Raw genomic sequence first — 12,255 nt, forward strand, 5'->3', positions numbered from 1 at the left:
ATAGGCAAAGTGCAGAACGGTGTAATCGCTCTCTCGAACCATGACTTCGAGCCGGCCAGCTCACCCCGCCACCGCCACCCGCCGCTCGATCGACACCGACCACAACGTCAACAACAGCGCGCCGAGCGCGGTCGCGACGCCGACCCACGGCAGCGTCGTCAGCGGCGCGCCGGCGCCGATCGCCATGCCGCCGAGCCATGCGCCGGTCGCGTTGCCGAGGTTGAACGCCCCCTGATTCAGCGTCGACGCCAGATTCGGCGCGTGGCTCGCCCGATCGACGATCAGCATCTGCAGCGGCGGCACGATCGCGAATGCGAGCACCCCCCACACGAACACGGTCAGCATCGCCGGAGTGCGCGCGTGCATCGTGCCCGCGAACACGCACAGGATCACGACGATCGCCATCAGGAACGCGACCAGCGAGGGCATCAGCCGCCAGTCCGCGAGCTTGCCGCCGAGCGTGCTGCCGACCGTCAGGCCGAGGCCGAACAAGAGCAGCACCAGGGTGACCGCGTGTGGCGTGAAGCCGGTCACGTCTTCGAGAATCGGCGTGATGTAGGTGAAGGTCGAAAACAGGCTCGCCGACGCGAACACGCTGATACCGAGCACCATCAGCACCTGCGGGTTCTTCAGCACGCTGAATTCGCGCACGAGGCTCGCCTTGTGCATCTCGATCTTCGTGGGCAGGCACACCGCGAGCGCGGCCGCCGCCAGCACGCCGATGCCGGTCACGGCCCAGAAAGTAGCGCGCCAGCCGACCGCCTGGCCGAGCGCGGTGCCGAGCGGCACGCCGAGAACGTTGGCGAGCGTGAGGCCGGTGAACATCAGCGCGATTGCCTGCGCGCGGCGATTCGGCGCGACGAGCCCGGCCGCGACCACCGAGCCGATGCCGAAAAAAACGCGCCGTGGCAGAACGCGGTGACGATGCGCGCGGCCATCAGCACCGCGTAGCCGGGCGCGATCGCGCACAGCAGATTGCCGACGATGAACACGCCGATCAGGCTCATCAGAGCCTTTTTGCGCGGCATGTTGGCGACCGCGATCGCGACGATCGGCGCGCCGATCGTGACGCCGAGCGCATACGCGGACACCAGCATGCCAGCCGCCGGAATCGACACGGACAGATCGCGCGCGACATCGGGCAACAGGCCCATGATGACGAACTCGGTGGTACCGATTCCAAACGCGGCAACGGCAAGGGCAAGCAGAGGCAATGGCATGGCGATGATGGGGTGTGACGCGTGAAGCGGCGCGAACAACGGGCGCCGGGCGGGCGATTCCGAAGGCGGAAACGCTATTGCCGGCTAGGGAAAAACAGTAGGGGATTCTACCTAAGTCAAATCTGGCTTGCAGGCTGTCCGGAAAGCTGTTGTTTTTTGTGGAACGCGGCGGCGGGAGCCCGAGCCGCCGGGCGGCGTTCAGCGCCGCGCGAGGTTGCGCCCGAGTGCCGCGCAGCCCGCATCCGTCAGCGCTTCGACCACGTTGCTGCGATCGTCGGGCTTGAAGTCGGCGATCCAGATCACGCGGCAATGTGCGGACGTGTCGGCCACGACCTGCAGCGTCGCGTGATGATGCTCGAAGCGCCCGCCGCCCACCGAGTAGGCGAGCCGCATGTGGGCATCGTCGACGGCAATCACGCGTTCCTCGACCACGGTGCCGTCGGCGAAGGTGACCCAGCGCAGGTCGCCTTCCATGCGCGCCGCGATCAGCACGCCCGCGAATACGCGGGCGACCCCGGCGGGATCGCGCAGCGCGGCCCATGCATCGGTCGCGGTGGTTGCCACGGCGATTTCCCGGTAGATCGTCGCCATCGCACTTCCTCCTGTTCGTTTCGGGTAACCCAGGTCTCGTGCGCGCGGGGGTGTCGCGACCGGCGATTGCAAACCTGTCACCGATCGCGCGGCGCCGTCTTATCCGCGATCCGCGTCGAACGTGTCGCCATGACGGCCCGCGCCGGACACAAAGCGCGCCGCGCCCGCCACGCCCTCGGCGAAGACCGCCGCGTAGCCGCCCGCGCCTTCGCGCCGCAATGCCTCGGCGAGATCGTCCAGCGTGCTGTTCTCGAGCGCGGAGCGACGATCGGCGAGCAGCGCCGCCTGCGGAAACGCGGCGAGCTCTGCGGCCAGTTGCTCGGCGGCCGCGCGCGCTTCGCCCTTCGGCACCACGCGGTTGGCGAGCCCGAACGAAAGCGCCTCGCGCGCATCGACCGCGCGGCCGGTCAGGATCAGATCGAGCGCACGCGACAGACCGATCAGTCGCGGCAGCCGGATCGTGCCGCCGTCGATCAGCGGAATGCCGACACGCCGGCAGAACACGCCGAGCACCGCATCTTCCTCGACGACGCGCAGGTCGCACATCGCGGCAAGCTCGAGCCCACCCGCCACCGCATAGCCGGCGATCGCGGCGATCACCGGCTTGCTGAAGCATGTGCGTGTCGGTCCCATCGGCCCCGGGCCGCTGCCGTCCGCGTGCAGCTCATTGCGGCGCGGCGCGTCGGCGAGCGCGCCTAGGTCCGCGCCCGCGCAAAATGTGCCGCCCGCGCCGAACAGCACGGCCGCGTGCCACGCCGGCTCGGCCTCGAAGCGGCTGAACGCAGCGCTCAACGCCTCGGCCACCTGCCGATCGACCGCATTGCGCCGCGCGGGCCTCTCCAGCACGATCGTAGCGACGCCGTTGCCGTCATTCGACTCGATTCGCACATGGTTATTGAAATATTGGTTGGCTATCATCGTTATGTACCTTAAGGGTACCTGAAGGTCGCTGCTGGCCTGTTGATCCGGCAGTGTTACAGCACGCTCATGCAGCGCAATTAATCCGGTGAGTTGTCATGTTTCCATCACATCCGGCTCGTAGCGTTAGCGCTCTATTGATGCGCTGGCGTCCTGTCGCCAGCTTGCCGAGCCTACCTTTGTCCTTGCCTTTGCCCAATTCATCGCCGGCCGCCGCGCCAGCCTGCGCCGGAACGGTGTGGGTCGTGCCGTTGCAGGACCACTCGTGGTACGACCATGTGCGCCTGAAGCGCGTCTTCGTCGCCGACGGCACACGTCACCAGGTCGTGCTCGTCGATCTGCGCAAGCTGCTCGTGTGCGCGGATCGCGACAACACCGATTACGTGCTGAAGCCAGTCGCCGAATGGCACTCGGGCAAGGTCCGCGGCATTCGCGAGTTTCTCGATCCCGACAGCCCGCGGATTCCGCAGATGCCCTACGTGACGATCTCCACGCGTCGCGCGCCGGGATTGCTCGGCTGGGTCGGCATCGAGCGCGAGGGGGTGGTGGCGTTTCGCAACGGCCAGCATCGCGCGCGCTATCTGGCCGAGGCGGGCGCGCGCTGGTGTCCGGTCGAAGTGCACGAGCGCGAGGCGGGATTGCTGCGTGAGCTGTGCGGCGCGGCCGATGATGCCCGCACCGCGATTCGCGCGACCCAATTGGGCAGCGACAGCGACGTCTAACTTTCGTGGTCCGCGGCAATTCGCGTACGCCACGGTTATCACGGCTACCCCGCCTGCACGACGTTGCGCGGCGTGCCCGCCTGCCACGCCGCGATGTTCGCGAGCGTGGTCTGCGCGATCTCGGTCATCGCCTCGCGCGTGAAGAACGCCTGGTGCGCGGTGACGATCACGTTCGGAAACATCAACAGACGCGCGAGCACGTCGTCCTGTAGCGGCAGATTCGAATGATCCTCGAAGAAGATGCCGCCTTCTTCCTCGTACACGTCGAGCCCGAGATGGCCGAGCTGGCCGTCCTTCAACGCGCCGATCAGTGCGTTCGCCTCCACGAGCCCGCCGCGCCCGGTGTTGATCAGCATCGCGCCGCGCTTCATCTTCGCCAGCGCGGCGCGGTCGATCAGGTGATAGGTGTCGGGCAACAGCGGGCAATGCAGACTGACGACGTCCGATTCGGCGAGCAAGGTATCGAGCGGCACGTAGCGCGCGCCGAGCGCGAGCAGTTCGTCGGCCGGCGGCCCCGGATCGTAGGCGAGCACCTGCATGCCGAAGCCCGCCATGATGCGCGCGAACACCCGGCCGATGATGCCCGCGCCGATCACGCCGACCGTCTTGCCATGCAGGTCGAAGCCGAGCAGCCCATGCAGCGAGAAGTCGCCTTCGCGCGTGCGCGCGACCGCGCGCGGCAGGCGCCGGTTCAGCGCGAGAATCAGCCCGGCCGCATGTTCGGCGACCGCGTACGGCGAGTAGGCCGGCACGCGTGCGACCGGCATGCCGAGCCGCTCGGCCGCCGCGAGGTCGACGTGATTGAAGCCCGCCGAGCGCAGCGCGATCATGCGCGTGCCGCCCGCATGAAGCCGTTCGAGCGTGGCGGCGTCGACGCTGTCGTTGACGAACGGGCAGACCACGTCGTAGCCATGCGCGAGGATCGCGGTCTCGCTGTCGAGAGGGGATTCCTGGAAATGCAGTTCATAGCCATGCGCGGCATTGGCCTCGGTGAATGTATCGACGTCGTATTGACGACTGCTGAACAGGATCGTGCGCATATCGGGCTCCTAAGAAGCTGTTTCTCGATGTTAGGCGACTTCGCGAATGAAAGAGTAGGGTGATGTGGTGAACGCGGGTACCGCTCGCGCATGACGGCTGGCTACCTTGGCCAAAAAACTTGCGCGATCGCGCGGTTCGGTGAATGATCGGACGAACGGCCTCGAGCGGCGTGCCTGCCGCGAGGCCGTTCGTTCCTTTGCGCTTCACATTCATATACCGATCATGCCGACTTCAACCTCCACTACCGTTGCTTCGTCCGTCCCCTGTCCAATTGTCGAATCACTCGACGCGATCCTTCCCGAAGAACCGCTGCTGATGATGGGCGCCGGCCCCGTGCCGATTCCCGCCGCGGTCGCGAAGGCCAATGCGATCGTGATCAACCATCTGGGCGGCACGATGGCGAAGGTGGTGAACCAGGTGAAAACGATGGCGCGCTACGTGTTCCAGACGCAGTCGAAGTGGGTGCTCGGCGTCGCGGGACCGGGATCGGGCGCGATGGAGATGGCGATCTCCAATCTCGCGTGGGAAGGCACGCGCATGCTGTGCATCAAGAACGGCTTCTTCAGCGACCGCATGGGCGAAATGGGCCGGCGCGTCGGCGCGCGCGTGAGCATGCTCGAAGTCGCGGACCGCACGGTCGCGAGTCTCGACCAGATCGCCGACGCGCTGCGCCGCGAGCGTCCCGAGGTCGTCACGGTCGTGCAGGGCGAGACCTCGAACACCGTGTGGAATCATCATCTGAAAGACATCGCCGCGCTTGCGAAGGAAGCGGGCGCGCTCGTGATCGTCGACGCGGTCTGCACGCTGAGCACGATGCCGCTCGAAATGGATATCTGGGGCATCGACGCGGTGATCACCGGCGGCCAGAAGGGCTTGTCATCGATTCCGGGCGTGTCGCTGATTGCGTTTTCAGACGCCGCCTGGGCGCGCGTCAAAGGCCGCACGGCGCCCAATACGCACTGGTGCCTCGATGCGTCGCTGGCGGAAAACTTCTGGCACAACGCCGGGTATCACTACACGGCGCCGGTGTCGGGCGTGCTCGCGCTGCACGAGGCGCTGCGGCTCGTCTGCGCGGAGACGCTGGAGAAGCGCTTCGCGCGCCATCTGAAATGCTCGCTCGCGTTGCAACAAGGCGTCACCGCGATGGGCCTGCAACTGTATGCGCCGGAGAATTGCCGCCTGAATTCGGTGGTCGGCATCGACGTGCCGGACGGCCTCAGTCCCGCCGACGTCTGCGCGCATATCTCGCGGCAGCATCAGGTGGAAATCTCCGGCTCGTTCGGTCTGCCGATCGTGCGTATCGGCCAGATGGGCGAACAGTGCCGCGAGCACAACCTGTTTCGCACCGTGCATGCGCTGGGCCGCACGATGGTCGATCTCGGCGTCAACGTCGATCTGCCGGCGGGTGTCGCGGCGCTCGAGCGCGGCTTGAGCGAAGGTAAATAAGCATTTTTCCGATGCGCTACGAATAGCATTCGCAGCGCATATCTTTTGTGCGATCCAGCACTTTATAGTCGCATTAGAAAGTTTTTTCCCGCCATTATTGCGTTGCAATAAATTAATGCTTCGCAACCTTTTTACATAACAATGGCGAAATCTCCGAAACCCTTACGGAATAAGGCTCTGCGCCTTTCTAAAGGGTTTTCTTCCTTTCTTACTTTCTATTGTTCTCTGTGCGCCGGCGCACGTATCGAGATCAGGCCGAAACGTAAAGTAGGTCAAGGCAAGAGCAGCGCAATGCTCACGCTGCGGTAAATCGCAAGACCATGATTCGACACACGGCGCGTGCCAGGACGTGCCTGCCGCGCTCATGCATGCATGCCGCCGGAACCAAGCTTTAACGCCAAAGCGCCCCCGCGAGGCGACAAAAAAGGATTTCTATCCGATTCGATAATTCGATCGCGTGGAGTCTCGAAGACTGTCTTCGAGGGTCCACGCACGTACGAAGCAAGGATATCGACACTATGGCGAGCGCATACGACTCAGGTCAATCGGCAGGGGTTATCGTTGGAGCAGAGTTGAACGGACTGGGGGTGGCGCGATCGCTCGCGCAGGCCCGCGTTCCGGTTATCGCAGTCGATACGAGGACCCGCGCGGCGACGTGGTGCCGACACGTTCATGCGCATCAGGTAAAGAGTTTTGTCGGGAAAATATTCGTTGATGAAATGATCGAACTCGGCAAGCGGTTCGATCGTCTGCCAGTTCTGATTCTGACCGACGAAGACGCGGTGCATGCGGTGTCGGAAAATCGAGCGGCTTTGTCGCACTGGTATCGGTTCCGCCTGCCGGCCGACGACACCGTCAAGATGTTGTCGAGCAAGGCGCGCTTTCACGAATTCGCGCAGCGGCATGGCTTTCCGGTGCCGCGCTCGGTCGTGCTCGACAAGCTTGCCGACATCGAACGGCTGGCCGAATTGCGCTACCCGTGCGTGCTGAAACCGGACGACAAGCGCAACGTGCTGCGCGGCGAGAAAGAACGCGCGGTGCGCGTCGACATGCTGCAGCATGCACGCGATCGCGCTATCGCGATGCTCGCGACGCCGGGTGGCATCATCGCGCAGGAGTGGATCGAGGGGCCTGACAGCAACATCCACTTCACGCTGTTCTATCGCGGCGCCGACGGCAACATGGTCAGCATGTTCACCGGCCGCAAGGTGTTGAGCTCGCCGCCGGGCGTCGGCAATACCGCGATCTGCGTGGCCGCGCCCGAAGCGCGCGGGACGCTCGAACCGCTGACGCGGCGCTTCGCCGAGCTGGCCGGTTTCGACGGCATGGGCAGCATCGAGTACAAGTGGGACGACAACTACAACGAGTTCGTGATGGTCGAGCCCACGGTCGGCCGCACGGACTGGCAGGAGGAGATCGCGACGCTGTGCGGCGTCAACATTCCGCTTGCCGCGTACCGCCATGAACTCGGCCTGCCATTGCCCGTCGAGCGCCTGAGCCGGCAACCGGTCGCGTGGCGCGCGACGTTTTCCGACCGGCCGCCGCCCGAATTGCTGAGCGAGCGCACGAAAATTTTCGATGGCTATTTCCGCTGGAACGATCCGTTCCCAGCGTTGCAGCACTATGTCGTGATGAATCCGCTGCGACGCATGAAGCGCAGCTGGAAAAAAGCGATCAGGGCGCCCGAGTCGCGTCAGGCCAAAGCCTGACGCTGGCAACGAAAGCCGTTTCCCTGGAGACCAGCATGTCTTTGACCGATACCATCATCATTGGCGCGGGGCCCTACGGGTCATCTCTTGCCGCGCATCTGAAGGCCGCCGGCGTGGATCACCAGATCCTCGGGGAACCGATGGGAGCGTGGCGCAACTACATGCCGCCCGGCATGCTGCTGCGCTCCGAGGCTTTCGCGTCGAGCCTGCACGCGCCGCGCAGCGGCTTTACCGTCGAAGACTACTGCCGCCTGAAAGGGCTGCCTTACCAACCGCTCGGCATGGCGCTGACGCTCGAAACCTTCGTCGAGTACGGGCTGTGGTTCCAGTCGAATCTGGTCGGCGAAATCCAGCCGGTCGACGTGCTCGCATTGCGCCGCGTCGGCGATCAGTTCCAGCTGTCGCTCAGCGACGGCCGCTCGCTCGCCGCGCGCAGAGTCGTGATCGCGCTCGGCCTGAAGGGCTTCGCGCAAACCCCGCCGGCGCTGCGGGACTTGCCGGCGCAATATGCGTCGCATTCGGAGCTGTATGGGAACCTCGAGTGGGCGCGCGGCAAGGACATTGCGATCGTCGGCGGCGGGCAGTCGGCGCTCGGGCTGTCCGCGCTGCTCAACGAGCTCGGCGCGCGCGCGCACGTGCTGATGCGCGAGAGCAGCGTGGTGTGGCATGAGCGGCCGCACGGCGGTCGCAACATCCTGTCGCGCATCAAGGGGCCCGACGCGGGACTGGGGCGCGGCTGGCGCTCGCTGTTCCTGTCCGAGTTTCCGGGCGTGTTCCACATGCTCGACCCGCGACGCCGCAAGCAGATCATGGAGCATACGTACGGCGCGTCCGGCGCGTGGTGGCTGCACGATCGCGTGGTCGGCAAGGTGCAGATCTCGCATCGCACCGTGGTGCGCTCCGCGGCGGTCGAAAACGACCGCGTCGTACTGAACGTGCTGAGCGACGGCAAGCAAGCGCGGGTGAGCGCCGATCACGTGATCGCCGCGACCGGTTTCAAAACCGACATGCGGCAGCACGCGTTCCTGTCCAAAGATCTGGCCGACGCGATTTCGAATCAGGGCGGCATGCCCGACCTGACGTCGCACTACGAAACGCACGTGCGCGGCCTCTATGTGATCGGACCCGCGTGCGCGCACAGCTTCGGGCCCGTGATGCGCTTCGTCTATGGAACCAAGCACGCGTCGCCGACCGTGGCGCGGCACATTATCGGTTCGTTGAAAGCGGGTGCGCGGCAACGCACGTGGCCCGTCGCCCATGCACCCATGCCGGAGCGCTCAGGTGAATAAGACCCAAGCAACGGGCGCGTCTGCGCGCTCGCACCTGTCCGGCAGCTACCGCGGGCGCCGCATGAAGCGCTACAAGACGCTCGTGAAGGAGATGCTCGCGGGCTTCGTCCTGATTTCGGGTCTCGCGTGGTTCACGCGCAAGGTGCTGTGGCGCGATCGCGTGGCCGTGCTGCTTTATCACGATCCCGATCCGGACACGCTCGACCGTCACCTGACTTATCTCGGCAAGCTGTGCGAGTTCGTGCCGTTGACCGACGTCAGCGCGCCCGGCCGCGGCCGGCCACGCGTGGCGATCACGCTCGACGACGGTCACGCGGGCAACGCGAAGCTGTTGCCGGTGTTCGTCAAGCACAACGTGCGCCCGACGATCTTCCTGTGCAGCCGCATCGTCGGACGGCCGCGCAGTCACTGGTGGCTGCATCCGGGCTCGCTGCGCGTCGGCCATGAACGTCTGAAGCGGATGACGAACGACGAGCGCCTCGCCGCGCTGGCGGCCCAAGGCTACCAGCAGGACGGCGATGACCGTCCGACCGGCCTGTCGATCGAAGCGATGCAGGCGATGCGCGAGCACATCGACTTCCAGGCGCATACGCGCTTCCATCCGATCCTCACGCATTGCAGCGACGCTGAAAGCGAGGCCGAAATCCGCGACAGCCGCCATGAGATCGCGGCGCTGCTGCAACAACCGTGCGAGCACTTCGCGTATCCGAACGGCAATTACGGCGAACGCGAAGTGGAGTTCGTGCGGGCCGCCGGCTTCAAAACCGCGCGCACCTGCGACATCGGCTGGAACGATCAGCACACCGATCCGTACCGGCTGCGCACGATCATCATCGACGATGCGGCATCGACGCTGCGCTTCGCGGCGCAATTGAGCGGCATTGCGCTGTTTCTGCGCTATCTGCGCGAGGGTGGAGGCTGGCGCGGCAAGTTTCCGCAGTTTTGAACAGAGGGAGCGCCTGGACGAAGCGATTCGTCCGGGCAACGCCGTCCGGGTTTTTCGCGAGACGGCACGAGGGGCATACGACAGGAGGGGACATGCAGCGCTGCAGGGTACTGGTGATCAACGATTACGCGCACATGGGCGGCGCGGAAGTGGTCTATCAACAATCGGCCGAGCTGTTGGGCACGCTGCCCGGCGTCGAGGTCGAGCGTTTCGACGATAGCCAGTTTTCCGCGCGCTCGACGATGCTGTCGCGCTCCTGGAACACGACCGCCGCGCGCGCGCTCGAAAAGGCGCTGCATCGTTTCCGGCCGCATCGGCTGATGGTGCACAACTACCACAACGTGCTGTCGCCTTCGATTCTCAGCGTGATCGCGCGGCACGAGCGTCAGTTCGGTTATCGCGCGTATCACACCTGCCACGACTATCACCTCGTCTACTACAACCCGTCGCTGCAGTACTTCGACAAGGATAAGCGTCCGATCATTCTGCCGCTCGACGTGCTGCGCACACGCGCGGTCTTCACGTTGCGGCCGACGCCGAAGGGCCTCGTGCACGATCTGATGACGAAGGCGTGGTGGCACGCGGTGCGCGCGGCCTATCAGCCCGCGCGCGTGTTCGACAGGATCTTGTGCCCGAGCCTGTTCATGCAGCAGGCGCTGCATCGCGTCGGCATCGAGAATACGGTCATCGTGCACAATCCGTCGGCGGTGCCGAGCGCGATGCCAATCGTCACGGTGCGTGACAAGGAGCGCTTCAACATCGCGTTCGTCGGACGGATCTCGCCGGAGAAAGGCCTGCTGCAATTTCTGACGCTCTGCGAGGCGACGGGCTTCGAGCGCATCAATTGCATCGGCGTGTACGGCGACGGCCCGGACCGCGCGGCGATCGAGCAGCGCTACGCGTCGCTGATCGCACAGCGCAAGCTGATCCTGTTCGGCACGATGCCGCAGCAGCAGTTGTTTCCCGCCATGCGCGAGTTCGCCGATGCGGTGGTCGTGCCGTCGGTGGGCGCGGAGAACGCGCCCCTTGTCGTGATCGAGGCGGCGATGCTCGGTCTGCCGGTGCTGGTTCGCGATGGCGGCAGCATGGCGGTGACCGCGGAATCGGTCGGCAACAAGATCAAGTTCAAGTTCGAACCGGGCAGCCTGAAACAGGCGCTCGGCGAACTCGCCATTCATCTGGCCGATGAGCACAGAAAGTACGACGTCGAAGAATATCTGCCCGAGCATTACGCGCGGCGTCTGGCTGAAATCATGCACATCGGCGAAAGTTCGACGCACGTCGCGCCGTCGCGCCGTCGCGCGCGCTATGCGGATAATCCGCGTCCGGCGCCCTGAAAATAGTCGGCGCTGATTGTGGCAAACGGCGTGTATATCCGTGCCGTTATCGTCGCTTTAAACACGTGTTTTTTATCGCGTGATTTGTCTGAAGCAATCCTGTAGCAATCGGCTTTTGTGTGCGCTGCCGAACGTTGTAAGGACGGGCTCTCTGAATATTATGATCGCCAAGGAAAGGCATTTTATCGAGCGCTGAAGCGCGTGGCTCGACAGAGTAAACGAAGCCGCGGTGACGGCGCGGAGTTGGCGATGACCGGCTCAATGGGTCGGCGAAAAAGCCAGACTCATCAGAACAAAAGCATGTGCATGTCGTGAGCGTTTGCGTGGAAAAACGGCGGACGAGACGCGGCTAATCGGGGAATCTTCGCGACCGGGCCCGGCAGTCAGTTCAAACCAAACAGGAATGTGGCCGCAAGCGGCCACATCGGCGATACGGGGGGTCCAGACGGTGATGCGCTACAGCTCAGCGCACGCTGTACGGATCGGCGGTCTCGGGAGACGCGTAGGTCTGGTCTGAATTCCACAAATCGCTGCCGTAGGGGTCCGCTGAGTTCTTGCCGCGGACAGGCTGTGCAACGCTTGTACGTTTCTGCTTCGGAAGGCTGTTTTTGGTTTGGGTGTACACGTTGGGCGCGACATAGCGGTTCTTTTTAGCGTACGCGAAATCCGACGAGGAGCCGTAGAGCGTGGTGGAACTGGCCGCATGAGGCGTCATCGCGTCGAGTTGCGAGTGTTTGGCGACATAACTCGGCGCATAAGCCGAAGAGGCGGCGGACACGATGCTCTGGGCGTAACCCACCTGGGCGCTCAGCAAGACGGGCATGACGGCGGCAAGAAGTTTTTTCATTTCGGGATCCGTAAGAAAGCATGTGGTGCGATGTTAGGGAAAAGAGCCGACCTCGCATAGGCGCTGTTACACACAAAGGTAGCCGATGTGGCGTCAATCAGCTACCCCCGTCCGATCGAGGCGGTCAGCTCGCTGGACACAGGCGTGACTGGATGCGGCGAGGTGCCGGTCCCGGCGCCGGGAACAAGT

General features: G+C 64.5%; 10 protein-coding genes and 1 pseudogene. 6 read left to right on the forward strand and 5 right to left on the reverse strand.

Annotated elements, in window-relative coordinates:
• Positions 1–60: 60 nt before the first annotated feature.
• From OKW40_RS19540 to OKW40_RS19550, 3 genes and pseudogenes are all read right to left on the reverse strand, one after another.
• Positions 61–1,220 (reverse strand): annotated as a pseudogene (locus tag OKW40_RS19540) (MFS transporter).
• Positions 1,221–1,418: 198 nt separating this feature from the next.
• The gene (locus tag OKW40_RS19545; RefSeq protein WP_429491065.1) at positions 1,419–1,811 is read right to left on the reverse strand and encodes an SRPBCC family protein; all 393 of its coding nucleotides are present in this window, start codon (positions 1,809–1,811) and stop codon (positions 1,419–1,421) included.
• 99 nt (positions 1,812–1,910) lie between these two features.
• Positions 1,911–2,729: a crotonase/enoyl-CoA hydratase family protein gene (locus tag OKW40_RS19550; protein ID WP_429491067.1), complete on the reverse strand. Its 819-nt coding sequence runs from the start codon at positions 2,727–2,729 to the stop codon at positions 1,911–1,913.
• A 140-nt stretch (positions 2,730–2,869) separates the two neighbouring features.
• On the opposite strand from OKW40_RS19550, the gene OKW40_RS19555 reads away from it, so the two are divergent.
• Positions 2,870–3,451: a plasmid fertility inhibition factor family protein gene (locus OKW40_RS19555; protein WP_429356653.1), complete on the forward strand. Its 582-nt coding sequence runs from the start codon at positions 2,870–2,872 to the stop codon at positions 3,449–3,451.
• 44 nt (positions 3,452–3,495) lie between these two features.
• Here OKW40_RS19555 and OKW40_RS19560 read toward each other — a convergent pair whose 3' ends face one another.
• Positions 3,496–4,491, reverse strand: coding sequence for a 2-hydroxyacid dehydrogenase (locus OKW40_RS19560; protein ID WP_018419530.1), 996 nt, complete (start codon positions 4,489–4,491; stop codon positions 3,496–3,498).
• Between the two features lie 223 nt (positions 4,492–4,714).
• Here OKW40_RS19560 and OKW40_RS19565 point away from each other — a divergent pair, with 223 nt between their 5' ends.
• The 5 genes from OKW40_RS19565 (at position 4,715) to OKW40_RS19585 (ending at position 11,219) form a co-directional block, all read left to right on the forward strand.
• On the forward strand, positions 4,715–5,938 hold the full coding sequence (locus OKW40_RS19565) for a pyridoxal-phosphate-dependent aminotransferase family protein (RefSeq protein ID WP_429491069.1): 1,224 nt from the start codon (positions 4,715–4,717) through the stop codon (positions 5,936–5,938).
• Between the two features lie 719 nt (positions 5,939–6,657).
• The gene (locus tag OKW40_RS19570; RefSeq protein ID WP_260330580.1) at positions 6,658–7,647 is read left to right on the forward strand and encodes a carboxylate--amine ligase; all 990 of its coding nucleotides are present in this window, start codon (positions 6,658–6,660) and stop codon (positions 7,645–7,647) included.
• Positions 7,648–7,682: 35 nt separating this feature from the next.
• Positions 7,683–8,936 (forward strand): NAD(P)-binding domain-containing protein, encoded by a 1,254-nt coding sequence (locus tag OKW40_RS19575; RefSeq protein WP_429356656.1) that lies wholly within the window; start codon positions 7,683–7,685, stop codon positions 8,934–8,936.
• A 61-nt stretch (positions 8,937–8,997) separates the two neighbouring features.
• Positions 8,998–9,882: a polysaccharide deacetylase family protein gene (locus tag OKW40_RS19580; protein WP_184062424.1), complete on the forward strand. Its 885-nt coding sequence runs from the start codon at positions 8,998–9,000 to the stop codon at positions 9,880–9,882.
• Between the two features lie 92 nt (positions 9,883–9,974).
• Positions 9,975–11,219 (forward strand): glycosyltransferase, encoded by a 1,245-nt coding sequence (locus tag OKW40_RS19585; protein ID WP_184062222.1) that lies wholly within the window; start codon positions 9,975–9,977, stop codon positions 11,217–11,219.
• Positions 11,220–11,682: 463 nt separating this feature from the next.
• Here OKW40_RS19585 and OKW40_RS19590 read toward each other — a convergent pair whose 3' ends face one another.
• Positions 11,683–12,066: a hypothetical protein gene (locus OKW40_RS19590; protein WP_090803213.1), complete on the reverse strand. Its 384-nt coding sequence runs from the start codon at positions 12,064–12,066 to the stop codon at positions 11,683–11,685.
• Between the last annotated feature and the right edge of the window lie 189 nt (positions 12,067–12,255).

The organism is Paraburkholderia sp. RAU6.4a, from assembly GCF_050435625.1.
Lineage (GTDB): Bacteria > Pseudomonadota > Gammaproteobacteria > Burkholderiales > Burkholderiaceae > Paraburkholderia > Paraburkholderia tuberum.